Genomic DNA, 22,115 nt, shown 5'->3' with positions numbered 1-22,115 from the left:
TCCCTGCATAGATTCATCCGCCAAAAGTCGTCGAAATAGAAAAACACATTAGCGAGGAAACATCACAAGGTGATCAAGGTGAACACTCAAACCAATTTCTTGGCCAACGGCATGGTCATGATGAGAAGAGGCAAAACAGAAAACGATTTTCCCTGAGGACAACTTAACTCGATATAAAAAGTGTGAACCACGGAAAAACTTACTCTCGATCATACCCACAAATTCACTGTCGTCATCGTGCAATATATCATCAGGTCGCACCAATAAATCCACTTCTTGATTGGCTTCAAATCCATGGTCTAGGTCGCCACGAATCGTTCCTAAATCAGAATGAACACAGTTCGCCCCACACACGGTTGCCGTTAAAAAATCACCGTGACCAATAAACTCCGCCACAAAGCGTGTCTCAGGGTCATGATAAATATTGTAGGGTGTTCCCGTTTGATGGATCTCACCGGCACTCATAACAGACACCTGATCAGCCATGGCGAAGGCTTCCATTTGGTCATGGGTAACCAAAATCGCAGCCATTTTTTCGTGTTTTAAAATATCACGAATGTCTGGCACCAGCTCTTCACGTAGCTTGGCATCCAGACCAGAGAATGGCTCATCCATCAGCAGTAATTTAGGCTTGGGCGCCATCGCTCTTGCTAAAGCAACACGCTGTTGCTGCCCACCCGATAGAGAATGAGGATAGCGTGACTCAAACCCAGATAAGCCAACCAGATTAAGTAAATAGGAGACGCGTTCTTGGGCATCGCTTTTAGGCCAAGCGGATAAACCAAAGGCAATGTTTTCAGTAATACTTAAATGGGGAAACAGCGCAATATCTTGAAACACCATGCCGATGTGACGGTCTTCTGGATTGACATGCCTGTCTTCACTTGCAATCAGCTCACCATCAACCCGAATTTCTCCCGTCATTAACGTTTCAAACCCCGCCAGTGCACGTAACAAGGTTGATTTCCCGCAGCCACTCGGCCCCAGCAAACACCCAATCTGACCTTCTTTTAATTCAAAAGAAGCCTGCTTAACAATAGGCTGACCTTCGTATCCAACAGAGACGGCATTCAGAGTCATGCTCTTTAACTGTTTTTGAATCGGTAACTGTTTTTGCGAGGTAGAAAAGCTCATGTGAAGTCCTATTTAGCGTGCCTGCTACGAGAAGAAATGGAACGACTCAACAGTACCACAGGCACCAGTCCTACTAGCACTATCATCAGAGACGCTGGCGCAGCATCAATTAAACGCTCATCCGATGCTAACTCAAAGGCTCTGACTGCTAAGGTATTAAAATTAAAAGGGCGCAACACCAAGGTCGCAGGCAATTCTTTCAATGTATCAACAAAAACAATTAAAATTGCTGTTAGCACCGAGCCTTTCAATAGAGGGATATGAATGCGAGTCAGTACCTTGTAAGGCGACATACCTAATGAACGACCTGCCATGTCCATGCTTGGCTTGATTTTGCCTAGGCCATTTTGTACCGCGCCCAACGACACCGCCATAAAACGCACCGTATACGCAAACAACAGGGCAAATAAAGTGCCAGAGAACAGCAAGCCCACTCTTTCATCACTGTAGTGCTTCACAAAGTCGATGACCCTATGATCCAACCAGGCCAAAGGCACGATGGTACCAATAGCAATAATCGTCCCCGGTAAAGCGTACCCCATACCGGCGACACCAACCGAAAATTTCACGCTACGACTATTATTTAGGCGAATCGCGTAACCTAATACCAACGCCAATCCCACGACAATAAGAGACGCCATGGCCGCTAAGTAAAAGGAATTCCATGCTAATTCAACGAAGTTAGAACCCGGCATTTCTGCTTTAAAGATTGCCCAATAGGCCAACACCATAACGGGAATCAAAAAACCCACTAAAATAGGGAGTGCGCAAAACACCCAAGCCCAAACAGCGTGTCGGCGCGCGAGAGAAATGCGTCGATGGCTGGCTTTTTTGAGTCCAGAAGCATGATAACGAATGCGGTGACGAGAATAACGCTCCAGCAATATTAGCATAGCAACAAACAGCAGTAGTATGCCGGCGAGCTGTGATGCCGCGGCCACATCCCCAAAGCCGTAAAACGTACGTAAAATACCCGTTGTGAAAGTATTAACACTGAAATACTGTACGGTTCCATAATCCGCCAGCGTTTCCATCAAGGCGAGCGTCAATCCTGTCACAATCGCTGGACGTGCCAAAGGCAACGCCAGTTTAAAAAAAGCGGCCCGACCAGAATAACCTAGCGTTCGACTGACTTCTAACGTGTTGGCAGACTGTTCTAAAAATGCGGCCCTGCTCATTAGATAAACGTAAGGATACAAAACTAACGTCAGCATTGTCATTGCACCGCCTAGAGAGCGAATCTCAAAAAACCAATATTCACCATATCGCCATCCAGTTAGGTCACGAATAAAGGTTTGTACCGGCCCAGCAAAATCTAAGACGCCAGTATAGGTGTAGGCAATGATGTAAGCGGGCATCGCCATGGGCAACAATAACGCCCAAGAAAGAAAGTGACGGCCACGAAATTCACACATGCTAGTAAGCCAAGCACAAGGAACCCCAATGGCTAATACTCCTATGCCAACCCCTACCATTAACAACAAAGAGTTTGAAATATACTCCGCTAACACGGTTTCATAGAGATGCTGCCAGACGTCACCATCACCAATCAGAACATTGACCAAAATCACCAAAATAGGCAGTGCTAATATCGCAGCGATCAATACCGCTGCCATCTTAAGCCAGTTCCATTTAGGCTTCTTTGCTAACTTTGTATGAGATAACTCAGCCATTAAGAATCACAACCTATTTATTGCTCACAAGACACGCTTACGTACGACGATCGACTTGTTTACCATACGAATATCAAACAGACGCCAGGGACTAGATTACTTCCAGCCGGCTGAATCCATAATTTCTACTGCTTCACGATTATTTTCACCCAGAGTACTCAAAGAAATGGTATCAGATGTGAATTGACCGAAAGGTGCCAACATTTCCGGTGCACTAACACCGCTGACAACGGGATATTCATTGTTTACATGGGCATACCACTCTTGAGATGCCTGACTGGTTAAAAATTCCAGCAACAGTTTGGCGTTGTCAATATTGGTTGCCGCCGCGGTTAATCCAGCGCCACTGACGTTTACATGCGCACCGCGTTGGCCTTCACCTTGGTTGGGCCAGAACAATTTCACTTTTTGGTACACGGCACGTTCCGCCGGATTATCACTTTGACCTAAACGTCCATAGTAGTAGGTATTGGCCAGTGTAAGATCACAGACCCCTGCTCCCACTGCTTTCAGCAAATCCACATCCCCACCAAAAGGTGGGCGAGCAAGGTTAGACATCAACCCCTCTATCCAAGCTTGCGTCTTTTCATGGCCATCGGCATCAATCATTGAGGCAACAAGGGACTGGTTGTAAATGTTCGCGGAAGAGCGTACACAAATACGCCCTTTCCATTTTGGGTTAACCAAATCTTCGTAGGTCGACAACTCACTAGGAGACACGGTCTCTGGGTTGTAAAAAATCACCCGTGCACGTTGTGATAAGCCAAACCAGTAACCCTCATCATCACGCAGGTGACTGGGGATGTTTGCGCTAAGCACAGGACTTTCTATCGACTTCAACACCCCAGCGTCTTTCGCACGGTGCAACCGGCCTGCATCAACGGTAATAAACAAGTCTGCTGGACTGGCATCGCCTTCGGCTCTTAGACGACTCAATAATGCGTCGGCAGAGCCCGTAATCAGATTGACGGTCACATCATTTTGTTCGGAAAATGTGTCTAATACAGGTTTAATAAGAGATTCTTTACGGGCAGAGTAAATATTTAACTCACCTTTCGCCTGCAAACCAGTTGACAATAAAAGTGATGACGCTAACGCAACAAAACCTACGCCATTCAACCCAGTTTTCTCTTTTTTGTACCACTTAAAAGACATCTCTACCTTCCGCATACTTGAATGAATGGGTCTTTTTTCGCGCACAAAATACCAAGGCGGTTAAGCATGGCTTACGCAATATAAGACTCAAAAAATAAAATAAGAAATTAGCACAACAGGACGCTAAACACTAGCGATTATCATTTATTATGAAGGCAACAATGTGCCTCGCCGCATTCAGAAAGCGTCATAAAAGGATCAGTGTATTAGATGCCCTAAGCCATCGCTGACCGCCATGGCGTCATCAAGCTCATACACGATACTGGGCGATAAACCCGCCGCCTCAATCACCGCCATGGGAAGCCCTTCACGCACCAAATCGATCTCTCGTTCAGTACGAATACAGGCGTTTAAATAACAAGCTAAATTCAACACACACGCCAACGGATCGGGGTCACCATCAGCAAAGGGGCGTTTATGTTGTTGAACAGCAAAACCAAGCGCTTTAGGAAAGTGCCACATATCCATCAATGCCTTACCGGCGTCTTGTGATGTAAAACCAAGCAGATCCTGCTCGGCTTTAAAACGGCTTGCTTGACGGTTAGAAACCCGTGTCTGAATGTCGTGCGCCACGTCAGGTGCTGTTAGATGTAAAAGTAGTCGACCGATGTTATGTACGATGCCAATGGTAAATGCCTCGTCTGCGTCAACCGACTCTGTGCGCTTCGCAAACCATTGCGATAGCTCCGCCACACGAAATGACTCTGTCCAAAATTCAGGTAAATCAATGCCATCTACCTTCGTCACTGAACTGGCAAAACCTGACGCAATAACGAGCGTTTTTAACCTATCCATGCCCAGCAGCACAGTTGCCTCGTCGATGGACGAGATTTTTCTCGCCAAACCAAAGTAAGCAGAGTTAACAATTCGCAATACTTTCAAAGAAATCGTTTGGTCATGGGAGACACGAGCAGCAATATCAGAATATTTCGCGTTAGGATCGTTTAACAGTTGAATCAATTCACGAACAACGTCGGGGACGTTGGGTAACTTATCCGTGCGCTTAAGAAGATCCTGTATTTGCATGCTTGCCTCTGATTCTTTGTATGCCGTTTAAGGCCGTGTTGAAAACCCTAACGTTAGGAAAAAGACGACAACCCTGCCGCCCGTGCAATGATTTTTTTCTTAATACCCAAACTGCGATCAAACTGCTTCATGCCAGCATTACGTAACTGAACAATCAAAGGCTGTTGCGTTGAAAACAGGCGTTTAAAGGCTTCCATCCCTGCCGTCATGGCCATGTTATCCAGCATTCTTGCGCGTTGATAACGTCTCAATACTTTACTTTGCCCTAAGGGCTCGCCACGTTTATGCGCTTTTGAAAGCACCTCTACTAAAGCTTTCACATCGGCAAAGCCAAGGTTCGCTCCTTGCCCCGCCAGCGGGTGAATCGTGTGCGCAGCATCACCAATAAGAGCAATGCCCGATTTAATGTATTCTTTGGCATGACGCTGACGCAATGGGATTGCTTGTCTAGGGCGAGTGATACCGACCACCTGAAAACGTTTGTTTATGGCATAGTGTACGCGACGACAAAAATCATCGTCGGATAATTCTGTTAATTGTTGCGCGTCTTTTGGGGGAACACACCAGACAATAGAAACAAAATGTCGGTCGTTAACGGGAGGTAGAGGCAAGAAGGCCAACACGCCCTCTTCTCCAAAACTCTGCCAAGCCGTATTTTGATGGGCTTGATCAATTTCAATCGTTGCTGCAATTGCAGTGTGCCCGTAATCCCACTCAACGGTTTCAAAACCATTTTCTGAACGCAATGAAGAGGAGCCGCCGTCTGCCGCAATCAATACCTGTGACACCAATCGGTCACCAGAAAGCAGATCTACCGTTGCGCCAGACTCACTCAACTCATAGGATTCCAACCCATTACCCAAATAAAGGTCAATATTGGCGTTATGCTTTATTTGCGTCATAAGTTGCTGACTTAACACGATGTTTTCCACCAAATCCCCCAACTCTGGCATGGCAGCAAAACCAGCATTAAAGTCGATGTAGCCTGCCCCTAGTCCATCCCAGACAACAATATTGTCATAGGAAGTGACACGCCCCGAGGGTAAATTTTGCCACACGTTGGCTGCTTCAAGTAAGCTCTTCGATTGACTGGAAATCGCACTGACTCTGGCGTCGTAGGCCGGTGGCACAGACAATACGTGCTCACCGTCGTGTTTGTCGACCAGCGCCACTCGTAGGGAAGACTTTGCCAATAACACCGCCGATAAAGCACCGACCATACCGGCGCCCACAATGATCAGATCGTATGATTTTGCCATCTTACTTATTCCATCCTATTTTGTGTCTCAACTAAGGCTGTGTTATCGACTCAAGCCCTGCGAGTCGCTATTCGCCTTGCGCCATAAAGGCTTCAATATCTGCTATTTCTTTTGGTAACCCATGGGTCAACACGTAGGGACCATCAGCACGAATTAGCACATCATCCTCAATACGGATACCGATACCACGCCATTTTGCATCGACTGACATGTTATCTGCAGAAACGTACAAGCCCGGCTCAATTGTCAGCACCATGCCTTCTTCAAGCAAGCGAGACTGGCCGTCCACCTTGTATGCACCGCAATCATGCACATCCAAACCCAACCAGTGTCCGGTATTATGCATGTAAAAATCACGGTATGCTTTGTTCTCAATCAGACTATCAAGATCGCCTTCTAACAAACCATGCGTCACCAAGCCTTGCGTTAGCGTTCTCACGGCGGCAGTGTGGCAAGCTTCATAGGGTGTCCCAACGTTCAGCTCTTTCATTCCGGCATGGTAAGCATCTAATACGACTTGATACAAAGCCGCTTGAGCGTCACTGAATCGTCCTGTCGCTGGAAAAGTTCGGGTGATGTCCGCTGCATAACAACCTAATTCCGCCCCAGCATCGATCAGTATTAAATCGCCTTCTGCAATTTTTTCGTCGTTTTTGATGTAATGCAACACACACGCATTACTGCCCGAAGCGACGATATTGTTATACGCAGGCTGTCGAGCGCCGGATTTCATAAAGACGTAATTGAGCTCGGCCTCAAGCTGATACTCATACATGCCGGCTTGCACCGTACGCATCGCTTGCTTGTGCGCTTCTACGCTGATCTGCGCGGCAGTTTCCATGATGGCAATTTCTTCAGCGTCTTTATACAAGCGCATCTCAGCCACCAAAGGTGATAAATCACTGAACTGTGTCGGCGCCACTGCGCCCATGCGCGCTTTCGCCGCCACGGCATCGTGCCAGTCGGCAACCTGCTCACGTAACACTTGGTCATTAAACAAATACACCAACTGATGAGCGCCGTCGATTAAAGACACAGCGGTCTTATCTAAATCGCTCAATTCAGCGGCACCATAAGCCCCAAATTCCGACACAGCACCTGCGGTACCAAACCGAAAGCCTTCCCATTGCTCTTTTTCTGGGTCTTTCGGCAAAGTCACCAGGGTTAGATTCCCTTGCCCATGAATAAACGCGTACGCACCGGGCTCAGGAAACCCAGTCAAATAAAAGAAACTGCTGTGGGGGCGAAACTCATACTCACAGTCGTTGTTGCGTGTCGCTAATTCACCCGTTCGAATCACCACCACGCTATTTTCTGGTAACGATGCCATTAAGCGTGCGCGGCGTGCCTGATAAGTTTGCGTGCTGATGTTCATAAAACCTCGTGGAGTCATTCGTCTCTGTTGTGGTCGAAAGGGATCAATGTAAAGGCGCTTTTTTTGTGTGGTCTACGTCAGGGTTAATATCATGATGCTCTGTGTACATCATCATGGCGGATAAACGCACATATTCTACCAATTCGGTTAAATCGGCTTCATTGTCGTTGTTGTCTTCTAAGCTTCGCATTTCGGATTGCATGGCTGAAATGTTAGCAAGATCCCGCAGGATCTGTTTGGTTTCGTCGGATAAATCTTTTTTCTGACCGGATAAACCGTACCCTGCTAAAAAGCCATGCGCCCATTGGGATAAGGTAACACCGCGTTCAGACAACTCGGCATCTTCATCACAAATACTGGGGGAGAAGGCAAACTCACCGTTTTGCAGCAGTGTCAATGTGGCTGTATAAAGCTCAACCATAACCGCACGACTCGCGTCTTCTTTCCAACCTTCAATATCGCAAAATTCTGCCACCATGGTGAGCCAGTCTTCTAGTGGTAACATCACACCAGACGCCAAATAGCCTGATAACTGCCCGTGCAATTCTGACGGCGATGCGGTGATGGATTCTGTTACAAATACGTCGGCGATTAAGTCAAAGTCCAACGCGTCTTTTAACCTTTCTGTGGACATACACTGTCTACCTGTTTTATTGGAAATAGCAAAAAGAATACGCCGTTAACGCCCCTGCATTAACGGCGCAATATAGAGAATACTTACTCAGCAAGCTGTTTTAGGCCAGACACCACGGTTTGCAAAATAAGCGTGTTTATTGTCATCGGGCCAACGCCACCCGGTACCGGCGTATAAGCAGCAACACGATCAACCAAAGGCGCCAATTCAATATCACCGACGCCACCGGGGTGGTAACCGGCATCCACCACAACCGCACCGTCTTTAATCCAGTCGGCTTTAATAAACTCTGGCTTACCCACCGCACCAACAATAACGTCCGCTTGCTTAACAAATTCGGGTAGGTTTTGTGTGCGTGAATGACAGATGGTCACGGTCGCATTCGCGTTCAGCATCATCATTGCCATTGGCTTACCTAAAATCGGGCTACGACCGACAACCACAACGTGCTTACCTTCTAAGGCAATGTCATTCGCTTCCAATAAGCGCATGATACCCGCAGGCGTCGCAGCACCGTAAGCCGGTTCTTGCATGGCCATACGACCGAACCCCAAGCAAGTCACACCGTCAACATCCTTGTGTGCAGCAATGGCATCAAAGCATACACGCTCATCAATCTGAGCCGGAACAGGGTGCTGTAGCAAAATACCATGCACGTCTGGGTTGTCGTTTAACTCGTTAATTTTTGCTAGCAGTTGCTCTGTGGTGGTCGTTTCCGATAACTCAATCGCCATTGAATCCATACCAACACGACGACATGCATTGCCTTTCATTTTCACGTACGTTGCCGATGCTGGATCAGCACCCACCAAAATTGTCGCCAAAATAGGCGTGCGACCAGTACGCTCTTTTAACTCAGTAACCTGTGCTTCTAAGCGAATTTCTGTGTCTTTAGCACAACGTTTGCCATCAAGAACCAATGCCGTCATGAATGAGCTCCAATAAAAATAAAGTGGTGTAAAAAGGGAGTCATATTATACCCCAAGTTTTCTTTTGTTACGTCGTGACCAATGTGAAAACAGCCGATCCTCTTTACACGGCTTCTAAGTAATCCACCATAAGCTGTAAGTTACGCTGACCACGAAACTCATTAATGTCTAATTTATACACTAGACGCGCCTGCTCTGCGGTGTGGTTTGGCCACTTATCCAGATCAACAAAAAAACTGATCGCATCCAATAACAGACCACTATTTGGCTCTCGGACCAGCAACTTTAAATGTTTTTCGCCAACAATACGTTGCTGCAAAATATCAAAAACACCATCAAAACAGGGTTCAGGAAACAGTTGCCCCCAAGGCCCTGACAGACGCACCTGTTCAGCAAAGCTGAGACTAAAATCTTCGGGGGCAAGAGGACCATCGGTGAATAAAGTGGCCTCAAGCTGCTCTGGCGTCACCCATTCAGTAATAATGGCATCAAACGCCAAACGAAAAGCCTCATAATGAGATTCCTTAATCGACATACCAGCCGCCATAGCATGCCCACCAAATTTGCTCAGCAGTGGCGGGTGTCGCTTCGCCAGTAGGTCTAATGCATCACGGATATGAACACCAGGAATAGAGCGCGCCGAGCCTTTTAGTTCGTCTTCACCCACTCGGGCAAACGCGATCACTGGGCGATGACACTTTTCTTTCATTCTCGAGGCAAGAATCCCAATCACACCTTGATGCCAGTCTGAATCATAAAAACACATGCCGTTCGGCATGTCTTGCTCATCGTTTAACAAGGTGGTCAGCGCCAATTCCGCTTGCTCTTTCATATCGGACTCAATGGCTTTACGTTCGCGGTTAAATTGATCCAGCTGTTGCGCGTAATCTTTAGCCTGATGGGGATGCACCGCCAGCAGACACTCAATGCCCACTGACATATCATCCAGTCGTCCTGCCGCGTTCAATCTTGGTCCAACGACAAACCCTAAGTCAGAGGCTTTTAACTGAGTATGATCCCGACGCCCTACTTCTAATAAAGCCAAAATACCGGGTCGCGCCAAACCCGCTTGAATTCGTTTTAACCCTTGTTGTACTAAAATACGATTGTTCGCATCCAAAGAAACCACGTCAGCCACCGTGCCCAATGCCACTAAATCCAAATAATCGGCCATTTTGGGTTCAGGGATATGCTGCTCAACAAACCAATTTCGCGCTTTAAGTTCAGCACGCAACGCTGACATCACATAAAAAATGACACCAACGCCCGCCAAGTTTTTACTTGGAAAGCCACACTCAGGATGATTGGGGTTCACAATGGCATCGGCGGCTGGCAGAGCATCACCCGGTAAATGATGATCCGTCACCACCACTTTCATGCCATAAGCTTTAGCGGCCGCCACACCTTCAATACTGGCAATACCATTATCTACGGTGACCAACACATCAGGCGCACTGCCTTGTGCAACCTCAACGATTTCGGGAGTGAGACCATAGCCAAATTCGAAACGGTTTGGCACCAAATATTCAGGGGCAATAGCGCCCATCGCTTCTAATGCTAATATGCCAAGACTGGTACTTGTCGCACCGTCGGCATCAAAATCACCGACGATTAGAATTTTCTGCCCCGCTTCAATCGCATCCGCTAACACCTTGGCAGCAACAGTCAAATCAAATAAGGCATCTGGTCTTAACAAATGAGGCAATCGATAATCTAACTCTTGACTCGTTGTTACGCCACGCGCTAAAAAAATACGACGCAGGCTTAATGGCATCTCAGCCGGTAAATGATCATTACTAAAAGGAACAGATCGACGTTCTATACGCATAAAAACTCAACTCATTATCACAAAATAAAGCACGACTGTGTCAGTGTTCAGCTAGGATATAAACGCGACAACAGCGCCGGCACAACAGTTTCGACTTTTAAAATCCGCTCACCTAGGTGAACGGCTTGCATCCCTGCTTCAAGCCATTTTTCTACTTCAAATTCATTCCACCCCCCTTCCGGCCCTAAAGCCAGAACACAAGGCTGTTGTAGGTCAACAGGACAGCGTATCGCTTTGTATGGATGCGCTAACAACCCCATCTTATTGTTTAAAAGAGCGGGAAGCTGGTCTTCAACAAAGGGGCGAAAACGTGGCACAAACGTCAGCTTTGGCATTAAGGTATCTTTGGCCTGCTCCAACCCTTCTAGCAAACACTGCTCGATTGACTCAGGTTGTAACACAGGGCTTTGCCAGTAGCTCTTTTCTACTTTGGCTGAGTGAATCAAATACAGCTCCTTCACGCCCATCGCCGTAATATTGTGCAAAGTACGTTTGAGCATATTGGGTCGAGGCAGTGCCATCACGAGCACCATCGGTAAGGGGGCTGGCGGCGAACGAAATAAATTTAATGAATGAATATAACCACAGTCACTTATCTCTTTATTCTGATCAAAGCCCTCACTAGGCGGCTCGTAGATTCCCTCTCCCATCTGACCGTTTAATAGCCCAACACGTAATACCGCACCGGCTTCGGCCTTAATCACTTTGGAGATATGTTGCTGTTGTCTTGCTGTCAGTCGATATTGCCCCGCGCTAAGCGTGTGATCAGGGTTGAGAAGAATACTGTTCATGGAAAGGTATGAATCGCTTATTAAGGGTAAAAAAAAGAAACGGCCAATCGAGGATTGGCCGTTTGTGTTTGTACTGCTGGCTTGCTCAACAAACTTTAATCAGAGAAGGAACGTTAGATGTTCTCTGCCACAAAAGCTTGAACGTCCGTTAAACTGTTTTCTAACACAGTATACGCTTCTTCACGTTCGAACAAATCTTTCATGTGCTCAGGCAATGCTGGTGTGTCACAACCTGCTTTTTCCACCGCTTCAGGGAATTTTACTGGGTGCGCCGTTGCTAGCGTAATCATGGGAACAGAGGTGTCTTTCCAGCATTGACGCGCCGCTTCCAAGCCAATCGCCGTGTGTGGATCAAGCAAATATTGTGTCTTTGCAAACACCTCTGAGATCACGTCACAGGTTTTCTGATCATCGACTTTATAGCTGTCAAAATGTTCTTTAACGAATGACCAAGCCTCGTCGTTTAAAGCCACATCACCTTTATTAAAGCGCGCCATCAGATCGGCAATGGCTTCCCCATCACGACCATGCGCATCAAATAATAAACGCTCAAAGTTACTCGATACCATGATGTCCATACTAGGCGATAAAGTGACGTCTAATGACTGACGACTCATGTCATTTTCAGCAATAACACGATGCAAAATATCATTCTGATTCGTTGCCACAACCAACTGATCGATAGGCAAACCCATTTGTTTCGCTAGGTAACCAGCGAAAATGTCACCGAAATTCCCCGTTGGTACAGAGAAAGACACTTTACGATGCGGTGCGCCTACAGACAAAGCAGAAGAGAAATAATACACGATTTGCGCCATAATACGCGCCCAGTTAATCGAGTTAACGGCACCTAATTTGCCGCCTTTCAAGAAAGACTGATCGGCAAAGCTGGCTTTTACCATGCTCTGACAGTCGTCGAAATTTCCTTTTACCGCAACGTTAAATACGTTGTCATCGATAATCGTCGTCATTTGACGACGTTGCACTTCTGATACACGCTGATACGGATGCAAAATAAAAATATCAAGGTGCTCAGAATGGCGACAACCTTCGATCGCTGCCGATCCTGTGTCACCAGAGGTAGCCCCCAAAATCACCAATTTCTCTTTGCGCTCAGATAGAACATAATCCATCAAGCGACCAAGTAACTGCAATGCAAAATCTTTAAACGCCAAGGTCGGCCCACGGAACAACTCTAAAATCCATTCGTTGTTGCCTACCTGCACCATAGGTGCAATGGAAGCATGGTTGAAGCTGGCATAAGCCTCATCGATCATACTTTTAAACGCATCTGCAGGAATATCGCCTTCCACAAACGGCCACATCACTTTAAAAGCCAATTCTTGATAGCTTAAGTTCGCCCAAGAGGCAATTTCTTCTTTACTGTAATGAGGCAAGGTTTCTGGTACGTACAAACCACCGTCATTCGCTAAACCAGCCAGCAACACATCACCAAATGAAAGAGTGGGGGCTTGTCCACGAGTAGAAATGTATTTCATAAAATGCTCTCTGTTTACGCTAAGTTTTCAACACGGATACGCTGCACAGTGCCTGCTACATCGGGCAAGGCTTCAATCGCAGCAATAGCGGCATTCATGTTGCGTTCTTTCACATCATGAGTCATCACCACTAGAGGCACAAGTTCACTGCCTTCGCGCTCGCGCTGAATCAAGGACTCAATACTAATATCGTTCTGGGATAAGATTTGTGTGATGTTTGCCAACACGCCCGCACGGTCTTTAATAGTCATATTCAAGAAGAAACCACATTCAATTTCTTCGACCGGCAATACCTGCACATCAGACAAAGCATCCGCTTGGAACGCCAAATGCGGCACACGATTGGTTGGGTCTGCCGTTAATGTACGCGCGACATCGATAACGTCTGCAATCACAGAAGACCCTGTTGGCAAAGCGCCTGCCCCTGCACCGTAAGTTAGAGTAGGCCCAACAGCGTCGCCTTGGACCATAATGGCGTTCATAACACCATTCACGTTAGCCAAGAGCTGCTTATGTGAAATCAACGTTGGATGAACACGCAACTCGATGCCTGTCTTAGAACGTCGTGCAATGCCTAAGTGCTTAATCGCATACCCAAGGTCATTCGCAAACGCAACATCTTCGGAGGTAATGCGACTGATCCCTTCGGTGTATGTTTTTTCAAACTGCAGGGGAATACCAAACGCAATCGACGCAAGAATCGTTAACTTATGGGCAGCATCGATGCCTTCAATATCGAACGTTGGATCGGCTTCCGCGTAACCCAACGCTTGGGCTTCGGCTAGAACATCTTCAAAGTCACGACCTTTTTGGCTCATTTCGCTTAAAATGAAGTTCCCTGTACCATTTATGATACCTGCTAACCACTCTATTTGATTGGCTGACAAACCTTCACGAATTTGCTTGATGATCGGAATGCCACCAGCCACCGCCGCCTCAAACGCAACAATGACGCCTTTCTCTTGAGCTTTGGCAAAAATTTCGTTGCCATGCTCTGCAATTAAGGCTTTATTTGCTGTCACCACATGCTTGCCATTTTCGATGGCCAACAACACAAGCTCTTTGGCCACCGTCGTGCCGCCAATTAGCTCAAGAACAATATCAATCTCTGGGTTATTAACGACATCAAATACGTCACGAGTTACCTGAATATCAGAGGTATCACACGCATCATTGTCGCGGCGCGCTCCCACTTGAGCAACTTCAATACAGCGACCAACACGTCGTGTGATTTCTTCTGCATTATCGCGAAGAATGTTAAAACTACCGGACCCCACTGTCCCAAGCCCACAAATTCCGACTTTTACCGGTTTCAAAAGAACACCCCACAGAGATAATTTAATTTTTATTGGTTGTTTACCGATTTATCGACAAAAATCGCACTCAGTAAACAATAATGTACACATATTATAGCGCCTGTATAACCCAAACCCAACGAAGAAAGCACACATACGAGGCCATATCAGAGGGATTTTTAACGATTAAAATTACAGGCCTAACTCTTTAAGCAATGCATCCGCCGGTAAATACCCAGGTAAGCGTGAACCATTCTCTAGCACAATCGTTGGTGTGCCACGTACTCCGACCTCATTACCCAGCTTGTACTGATCCGCTATTGGGTTTACGCAGGTATTTTCAGGAACGTCTAAGCCTTCTTTTGATTGCGTCAATGACGCCTGAGGGTCCGCAGAACACCAGACACTGACCATTTTTTGATACGACTCAGAACCAATACCGGCTCGCGGATAAGCAAGGTAACGCACGGTAACACCCGCGGCATTTAACTCGGGCACTTCCTCATGAAGCTTACGGCAGTAACCGCAATCTATATCAGTAAATACCGTAATGTGCGCTTTTTCATTGGTGGCCTTATAAGTAATCATTTCAGATTCAGGCACCGCATTCACTTTCGCCAATTTTGCTTTTTCAGTTTCGTTCTCAAGACGAGTATTGTCCATGCGGTACAAATCGCCCGCTATAAAATACTGCCCATCTTGTGTGACGTGTATGGTAGGCCCTTCCTTTAAAGCAACAACGTACAGTCCTGACCCTTGGTGTAAGGTAGCACTGTCAATCTCATATTGAGGTAAAGCCGTTTCAACCGCAGAAATAACAGCAGATTGGTCTGCAAAAGCAAAATGGGATAAGGGTAAGATACATAAGCTCGCCAAAGTAGTGCGAGAGACAGAACGGAGAAAACGCGTCATAGTTAACCTCAAAACATCATAAATATGCTTCTATTAGGCCATACTAAAGGGGGGGAGTTCCATTAAAAAGTAGCATTAAAAAAGGCGACTCGCGTCGCCTTTTTTAAATAAGAAAACTTAGCGTTTTGCCAACTTCTCTTTAATACGTGCAGATTTACCAGAACGCTCGCGTAGGTAGTAGATCTTAGCTTGACGCACGTCACCGCGGCGTTTAACTTCGATGCTTTCAACCAATGGGCTGTAAGTTTGGAAAGCACGCTCAACACCAATACCGCTTGAAATTTTACGAACGGTGAATGCTGAGTTTAGACCACGGTTACGCTTGGAGATTACAATGCCTTCATAGGCCTGTAGACGCTCGCGTGAACCTTCTTTAACTTTAACTTGGACAACAACAGTGTCACCAGGACCGAAGGCTGGGACGTCTTTTGTCATCTGTTCAGCTTCTAATTGCTGAATCAGTTTAGTCTTGTTACTCATGGATGTAACTCCTAATGATATGGTTTCTTATTGAATGAAGGTTCTTCGGTTCAATAAGCTCGCAATTCCTACTCTGCCGAGGTTGAATCTTCAGTTTCGCGAATAAACTCTTCTAACAACAACTGCTGTTCCTTGTCCAACTCAAGGTCTTGCAGAAGGTCTGGCCGGCGCTGCAAAGTTCTTACGAGTTTCTGCTTTAAACGCCAGCGTCTGATCTCCTCGTGGTTGCCACTAAGTAGCACTGACGGCACAGGTTGGCCATTCAATACTTCAGGGCGAGTATAATGCGGACAATCCAACAAACCATCAGCAAATGAATCTTCATCTGCAGACGCTTGTTTTCCAAGCACACCAGGCACCATGCGAAACACGGTATCCATTAGCACCATAGCCGGCAACTCACCACCGCTTAGGACAAAGTCGCCAATTGACCATTCTTCATCAACCTGTGATTGAATCAAACGCTCATCAACGCCTTCATAACGACCTGCTACCAGAATAAGTTCTGCTTGTTTAGCAAGCTGTTGCACGCCTTCTTGCGTTAGCGTACGCCCTTGAGGGGACAGATAAATAACTTTTGCGTTGGGTACCAATAATTTGGCACTGTCAATCGCATCTTTGAGAGGCTGCACTTTCATGAGCATCCCTGGACCACCACCGTAAGGCCGATCGTCTACTGTTTTATGTTTGTCATGCGTATAGTCGCGAGGATTAAAGAAATCCACTTCAACTAACCCAGACTTGATGGCTCTGCCCGTTACCCCATATTGAGTAATAGCTTGAAACATCTCCGGAAAGAGCGATATAACGCTAACCTTCACGTCGTGACCTCAGCTTATCTGTTTAAAATTCTGGATCCCAATCAACAACCATTTCCTGCTGTTCTAAATCGATGTTTAAAACATAGGTTCCTGGAGCATATGGAATCAATCGCTCTTCACGATCAAAGCTACCTTCACACGCACGGACAACAACCACATCATTCGCACCGGTTTCCATCAGTTGAGAAACCTTCCCTAAGAGGACACCCTCTTTGGTAATTACCCGCAGACCTTCCAGCTGACTCCAGTAATAATCACCTTCATCAAGTTCTGGCAATTCTGCCGCATCGATGTAAACGTCCATACCGCAGATCTCTTTTACTTGATCTCTGTCGCTATAACCTTTTACAGATGCCACCAAACCACGTCCTTGCAAACGTCCTTGGCTTAATTCTACGGTTTTCCACCCACTAGGAGTTTTCAACCACCAACGCTTGTAATCAAAGATTCCTTGCATTGGATCGGTGTGTGAATAAAGTTTCACCCACCCTTTAACACCATAAACCGATGTAATGCGTCCGACCACAAGGGCTTGCTCAGGAGCGGCCGCTTGTTTTAATGCAGACATAGCATTACCTCAGTATTAAGCGTTTTTGCTAGCATCTTTTACAAGCTGCGCAGCACGGTCAGAAAGTTGAGCGCCTTGGCTAACCCAATGGTTTACGCGATCTAAATCGATGCGTAGACGTTCTTCTTGACCACGAGCAACCGGGTTAAAGAAACCCAAACGCTCGATATAACGACCATCACGTGCACGACGGCTATCAGCCACGTTCAAATGATAGAATGGGCGCTTTTTAGAGCCACCACGAGAAAGACGAATAGTTACCATATTATTGGTTCCTTATTGCTTAACGAAACACCCCTTGCCGAGTCGAATTTTTGACTCATACTACAAGAAGGCGGCATATTCTAGTCGATAAACCAGAAAAACAAAAGGGCGAATTACTCACCCCCACACTTTAATTAGAAGTTTTTTCAATCTTCCAATTAGAACAAGTAGATACATCTCATGGAAGGTCTAACGACTACCAGGGAAACCACCGCCGGGCATCATACCACCCAATCCACGCATCATTTTCTGCATTCCACCTTTGGCGGACATTTTCTTCATCATCTTTTGCATTTGCTTATGCTGTTTTAGCAAACGATTTAGATCTTGAATCTGTAAGCCCGCACCCGCTGAGATACGTTTTTTACGAGAACCATTAATTAAGTCTGGGTTACGACGCTCGGCTTGAGTCATGGAGTTGATGAGTGCCTCCATTTGCACAAACATTTTGTCGTTTACCTTATCTTGAATATTGCCTAGCTGCCCCATACCGGGGAGCTTATCCAACATAGAGGTCATTCCCCCCATGTTTTTCATTTGCTGAAGCTGCTCTTTAAAGTCTTCTAGGTCAAAACCTTTGCCTTTCTTCAGCTTACCGGCCAGTTTCTCGGCTTTACCTTTATCGATCTGCTGCTCAGCCTGCTCGATTAAGGAAAGCATATCACCCATGCCTAAAATACGAGAAGCGAGGCGATCAGGGTGGAAAGGCTCTAATGCGTCGGTTTTCTCACCAACACCCAAAAATTTAATCGGCTTACCAGTAATATGACGAACAGATAAGGCCGCACCGCCACGGGCATCGCCATCTGTTTTAGTCAGTACGACACCGGTCAATGGCAATACATCGCCAAATGCTTTTGCTGTGTTCGCCGCATCTTGACCTGTCATGGCATCGACCACAAACAAGGTTTCAATGGGGTTCACCGCGGCGTGCAAAGCTTTAATCTCAACCATCATGTCATCGTCTATAGCAAGACGACCTGCGGTATCAACAATAAGCACATCTTTGTGCGCTTTCTTCGCATAATCAATCGCGTTGTTGACGATATCAATTGGCTTTTGCGACAAGTCACTAGGGATAAAATTCACCCCTACTTCGCCCGCTAGAGTTTCCAGCTGCTTGATCGCCGCCGGACGATACACATCGGCACTGACGACAGATACGGACTTCTTCTCACGTTCTTTTAAGTATTTTGCTAACTTCGCAGCCGAGGTGGTTTTACCCGCCCCTTGAAGACCCGCCAATAGAATAACAGCAGGACGAGCCGCTCTAAGGTTAAGGCCGTCGTTAGCCTGCCCCATCACATTTTCAAGTTCCTGCTTAACAATTTTCAGGAACACTTGACCAGGACTTAAGCTTTTTGAGACTTCCGTGCCAATAGCACGCTCTTTAACGGCGGCAATGAAGTCTTTAACAACAGGCAAAGCCACATCAGCTTCTAACAAGGCCATGCGGACTTCACGAAGCACTTCTTGAATGTTGTCTTCGGTTAATTTAGCTCGACCTCGAATACGATCAAGCGAGGAAGTTAAGCGATTCGATAAATTGTCGAACATATTGCCCTCAAATTTTGGTTCTGAATGGAAAAAACCTACGGTTTCAGTTTATCCAAGATGAAATTGTCTCTATTATAACGGATAAATGATTATCGCCCTATACCTTTACTCTGCGGAACCTTTAGTTTCATGACTCAATTATCGCTTTGGCTTGCTTGTATTGCTTGTTTTGTTGCTGGCACAGCGTATTTTATGCGTCCGAAAAGCCGTGCAACTCAGTTTGCAGGCGCGGCAGCCATCATTATTCATACATTTTCCCTGACTCAGCTTTTATTAAGTCGCGATGGTTTTAACTTTTTGACCATCGGGTTATTGATTTCATTAATTGGTAACAGCCTGCTTTGGTTTAGTAACCGCGACAAAGACCTCTCTCTATTATTGGGTGCGGCCTTCCCTCTCGGCGCAATTGTTATCGCTTTTAATGCACTTGAGCCTTGGGGCATCACTCAGCTACACAGTAACTCTTGGGGAACCAGTGCACACATTCTGATTGCGTCAGTCGCCTATAGTTTGTTTACCACCGCATGTGGTGTTGGCATCTTGCTGTCTATCCAGGAATATCAGCTCAAACACCACAAACTGAAACAACTGCTTCGTGTTCCGCCATTGCAAGTATTAGAACAACTTATGTTCGAGTTTATTTGGGCCGCTTTTGTTTTATTGACCATTACAATCGCAACCGGCTTCTACTTTATCGACGACATGTTTGCGCAGCATATTGTCCACAAAACGTTCTTCACTATTGCCTCTTGGTTTGTGTTTGCTGGACTGCTAATCGGTAGACACTACGCCGGTTGGCGCGGCCAGTTGGCCGTGAAACTTACACTAAGCGGTTTCTTTTTACTGATGCTTGGGTATTTTGGCAGTCAAATTGCGTTAGAAATCTTACAGCGCTGATTCAAAATCCTGTAAAGTATGTTTGACAGTCTGATCTTAAGAACCAATAATCCTGTTATCTAAACAATCGAGGCGATCCCTTTTTGAACGAAGTACCCTTAGGTATTCTTGGTGGAATACTGTTCTGTCTTATTTTGCTATCAGCATTTTTTTCAAGCTCTGAAACAGGCATGTTGTCGATTAACAAATATCGACTCAAACATCTCGTTAAAGGCAAAAATAAATCGGCGATGAAAGTCAGCTCTCTTTTAGAAAGACCCGATCGATTAATCGGTGTTATTCTTATTGGTAATAACTTCGTCAATATACTGGCCTCGGCCATTGCAACCATTATCGCTGTAAGAATTTGGGGCGATGCAGGGGTAGCAATCGCGACAGCAGCCCTTACCATGGTGGTTTTAATTTTTGCTGAAGTAACACCAAAGACTTTGGCAGCCCTACACCCAGAAAAAATTGCTTTTCCCGCATCTTGGATTCTGGCCATCTTACTCAAAGTGCTTTACCCATTAGTCTTCTTGGTGAACACCTTGTCAAACGGCCTATTAAGATTAATAGGGGTCAGTACCGCGCAAGGCAATCAAGATACCCTCGACTCCGAAGAGCTTAGAACGGTCGTCAATGAAGCCAGCGGACTCATCCCTGCGGCACACCAAGAAATGCTGATTTCTATTTTAGATTTAGAAAAGGTATCCGTTGAAGATATTATGATTCCTCGTAACGATGTAGTAGGAATCGATATAGAAGACTCTATTGAAGAAATCATTGAGCAAATTTGTCAAAGTCGACACACTCGCATGCCGGTATACAATGGTGAGATCAATAAAGTCATCGGTATTTTACATGCTCGCCATGCGGCGATGTTTTTGCGCGATCCAGAACCATCAAAAGCAGCGCTATTAAAAGCCACTTTTGAACCCTACTTCATCCCTGAAAGCACCTCTTTGAATACGGTCTTGCTCAACTTCCAAAAAGATCACCAGCAGATGGGGATCGTGGTCGATGAATACGGTGACGTACAAGGTATTGCCGCGCTCGAAGACGTATTGGAAGAAATCGTGGGAGAATTTACCCCACCCACACAAGATGAAGAAGAAGAGATTCAAATCCTTGATGATGGCGCCTTTAGAATCGAAGGCTCCACACATATTCGAGAGATCAACAAAACGCTTGATTGGCACTTGCCAACCGATGGCCCAAAAACACTCAACGGACTGATAATAGAAACCTTGGAATTTATACCGGAGCACCCCATTAGCTTAAAAGTGGGCCACTACATTATAGAAATTCAAGAAATTGAAGACAAAGTCGTCAAATACGCTCGCGTTCAACTTAAAAGATAAGGAAGCATCATGAGATACTGCCCGCAATGTGGTCATGCCGTTAATATGACAACCCCACCAGGGGACAATCGCGTTCGAGCAGTGTGCCCTAGTTGTGACTTTATTGATTACGATAACCCAAGAGTCATCACGGGCACCATTCCTCTTTACAAGGGCAAGCTCTTGTTGTGTCGTCGTAATATAGAACCGCGTCTTGGCTTTTGGACACTGCCTGCTGGTTTTATGGAAAACCAGGAAACTACCTCTGAGGGTGCGTTAAGAGAGACACTGGAAGAAAGCGGTTCTGTTGCCATTTGCAAGCAAGCTTTTAGCATGATTAGCATCCCTCATATCAACCAGATTCATTTATTCTATATTGCAGAACTAGAACGAGATGATTTTCACGCGACAGAAGAAAGCTCAGAAGTGGCGCTGTTTGACTTAAAAGATATTCCTTGGGATGAATTAGCTTTCAGCAGTGTCACTAAAACACTGACACTGTTTATTGAAGACCATAAAAATGGTACGTATGGTTTTCATGAAGACACGATTCATTTGAATAATGCTTATGATCTGAATCAGTGACTTTGTCAGCGGGTACCGCGCAGCTGCGCAAAAGCGGCATCGCTCTTTAAGAATACGACCTCATCCCGAGTTTTATCGCCTTGTATAGCTCTGTTGATCTGATTTCCGACTATG

The 22,115-nt window shown here is 46.0% G+C and carries 21 protein-coding genes; 3 read left to right on the top strand and 18 right to left on the bottom strand.

The genetic code is table 11. From position 1 onward, the window contains the following. Positions 1 to 48: 48 nt before the first annotated feature. The 18 genes from LG368_RS12320 to ffh all read right to left on the bottom strand — a co-directional run bounded on the left by LG368_RS12320 (position 49) and on the right by ffh (position 19,200). Positions 49 to 1,134: an ABC transporter ATP-binding protein gene (locus LG368_RS12320; protein ID WP_226755028.1), complete on the bottom strand. Its 1,086-nt coding sequence runs from the start codon at positions 1,132 to 1,134 to the stop codon at positions 49 to 51. 8 nt (positions 1,135 to 1,142) lie between these two features. Next, positions 1,143 to 2,807, bottom strand: a complete 1,665-nt coding sequence (locus tag LG368_RS12315) for an ABC transporter permease (protein ID WP_226755027.1) — start codon at positions 2,805 to 2,807, stop codon at positions 1,143 to 1,145. Positions 2,808 to 2,903: 96 nt separating this feature from the next. After that, complete coding sequence (locus LG368_RS12310) at positions 2,904 to 3,962, bottom strand: Fe(3+) ABC transporter substrate-binding protein (protein ID WP_226755026.1); 1,059 nt, start codon at positions 3,960 to 3,962, stop codon at positions 2,904 to 2,906. A 198-nt stretch (positions 3,963 to 4,160) separates the two neighbouring features. Beyond that, positions 4,161 to 4,988: an HDOD domain-containing protein gene (locus LG368_RS12305; RefSeq protein WP_226755025.1), complete on the bottom strand. Its 828-nt coding sequence runs from the start codon at positions 4,986 to 4,988 to the stop codon at positions 4,161 to 4,163. Positions 4,989 to 5,041: 53 nt separating this feature from the next. Then, positions 5,042 to 6,247 (bottom strand): UbiH/UbiF/VisC/COQ6 family ubiquinone biosynthesis hydroxylase, encoded by a 1,206-nt coding sequence (locus tag LG368_RS12300; RefSeq protein ID WP_226755024.1) that lies wholly within the window; start codon positions 6,245 to 6,247, stop codon positions 5,042 to 5,044. Between the two features lie 67 nt (positions 6,248 to 6,314). Further along, a complete protein-coding gene (locus LG368_RS12295; protein WP_226755023.1) occupies positions 6,315 to 7,622 on the bottom strand; it encodes an aminopeptidase P N-terminal domain-containing protein in 1,308 nt (435 codons plus the stop codon). Between the two features lie 43 nt (positions 7,623 to 7,665). Further along, positions 7,666 to 8,256 carry a UPF0149 family protein gene (locus LG368_RS12290; RefSeq protein WP_226755022.1) on the bottom strand — a complete coding sequence of 197 codons (591 nt, stop codon included), beginning with the start codon at positions 8,254 to 8,256 and terminating at the stop codon, positions 7,666 to 7,668. A gap of 83 nt (positions 8,257 to 8,339) precedes the next feature. After that, on the bottom strand, positions 8,340 to 9,185 hold the full coding sequence (folD, locus tag LG368_RS12285) for a bifunctional methylenetetrahydrofolate dehydrogenase/methenyltetrahydrofolate cyclohydrolase FolD (protein ID WP_226755021.1): 846 nt from the start codon (positions 9,183 to 9,185) through the stop codon (positions 8,340 to 8,342). Between the two features lie 103 nt (positions 9,186 to 9,288). Further along, positions 9,289 to 11,013, bottom strand: coding sequence for a single-stranded-DNA-specific exonuclease RecJ (recJ, locus tag LG368_RS12280; RefSeq protein WP_226755020.1), 1,725 nt, complete (start codon positions 11,011 to 11,013; stop codon positions 9,289 to 9,291). 47 nt (positions 11,014 to 11,060) lie between these two features. After that, complete coding sequence (locus tag LG368_RS12275) at positions 11,061 to 11,804, bottom strand: 16S rRNA (uracil(1498)-N(3))-methyltransferase (protein ID WP_226755019.1); 744 nt, start codon at positions 11,802 to 11,804, stop codon at positions 11,061 to 11,063. 113 nt (positions 11,805 to 11,917) lie between these two features. Next, a complete protein-coding gene (gene thrC, locus LG368_RS12270) occupies positions 11,918 to 13,303 on the bottom strand; it encodes a threonine synthase (protein WP_226755018.1) in 1,386 nt (461 codons plus the stop codon). 14 nt (positions 13,304 to 13,317) lie between these two features. Beyond that, positions 13,318 to 14,619 (bottom strand): homoserine dehydrogenase, encoded by a 1,302-nt coding sequence (locus LG368_RS12265; RefSeq protein WP_226755017.1) that lies wholly within the window; start codon positions 14,617 to 14,619, stop codon positions 13,318 to 13,320. Between the two features lie 171 nt (positions 14,620 to 14,790). Further along, entirely contained in the window at positions 14,791 to 15,510 is a 720-nt protein-coding gene (locus LG368_RS12260) for a thioredoxin fold domain-containing protein (RefSeq protein WP_226755016.1), read from the bottom strand. Positions 15,511 to 15,627: 117 nt separating this feature from the next. Continuing rightward, positions 15,628 to 15,990: a 50S ribosomal protein L19 gene (rplS, locus tag LG368_RS12255; RefSeq protein WP_226755015.1), complete on the bottom strand. Its 363-nt coding sequence runs from the start codon at positions 15,988 to 15,990 to the stop codon at positions 15,628 to 15,630. Between the two features lie 68 nt (positions 15,991 to 16,058). Next, positions 16,059 to 16,811, bottom strand: coding sequence for a tRNA (guanosine(37)-N1)-methyltransferase TrmD (trmD, locus tag LG368_RS12250; protein ID WP_226755014.1), 753 nt, complete (start codon positions 16,809 to 16,811; stop codon positions 16,059 to 16,061). A 22-nt stretch (positions 16,812 to 16,833) separates the two neighbouring features. Further along, complete coding sequence (rimM, locus tag LG368_RS12245) at positions 16,834 to 17,379, bottom strand: ribosome maturation factor RimM (RefSeq protein WP_226755013.1); 546 nt, start codon at positions 17,377 to 17,379, stop codon at positions 16,834 to 16,836. 15 nt (positions 17,380 to 17,394) lie between these two features. Further along, the gene (rpsP, locus tag LG368_RS12240) at positions 17,395 to 17,643 is read right to left on the bottom strand and encodes a 30S ribosomal protein S16 (RefSeq protein WP_012071436.1); all 249 of its coding nucleotides are present in this window, start codon (positions 17,641 to 17,643) and stop codon (positions 17,395 to 17,397) included. Between the two features lie 189 nt (positions 17,644 to 17,832). Further along, on the bottom strand, positions 17,833 to 19,200 hold the full coding sequence (gene ffh / locus LG368_RS12235; protein ID WP_226755012.1) for a signal recognition particle protein: 1,368 nt from the start codon (positions 19,198 to 19,200) through the stop codon (positions 17,833 to 17,835). Positions 19,201 to 19,329: 129 nt separating this feature from the next. Between ffh and LG368_RS12230 the strand changes: the two genes are divergently transcribed. From LG368_RS12230 to LG368_RS12220, 3 genes are all read left to right on the top strand, one after another. Further along, positions 19,330 to 20,097 carry a cytochrome C assembly family protein gene (locus tag LG368_RS12230; protein ID WP_226755011.1) on the top strand — a complete coding sequence of 256 codons (768 nt, stop codon included), beginning with the start codon at positions 19,330 to 19,332 and terminating at the stop codon, positions 20,095 to 20,097. A gap of 83 nt (positions 20,098 to 20,180) precedes the next feature. Further along, entirely contained in the window at positions 20,181 to 21,437 is a 1,257-nt protein-coding gene (locus LG368_RS12225; protein WP_226755010.1) for an HlyC/CorC family transporter, read from the top strand. 9 nt (positions 21,438 to 21,446) lie between these two features. Next, complete coding sequence (locus tag LG368_RS12220; protein ID WP_226755009.1) at positions 21,447 to 22,001, top strand: NUDIX hydrolase; 555 nt, start codon at positions 21,447 to 21,449, stop codon at positions 21,999 to 22,001. Positions 22,002 to 22,115: the final 114 nt, after the last annotated feature.

This window comes from Marinomonas algarum (genome assembly GCF_020532605.1).
GTDB classification, from domain to species: domain Bacteria; phylum Pseudomonadota; class Gammaproteobacteria; order Pseudomonadales; family Marinomonadaceae; genus Marinomonas; species Marinomonas algarum.
Note: the sequence above shows the minus strand (reverse complement) of the source record. Positions and strands in the feature narration are given on the sequence as shown.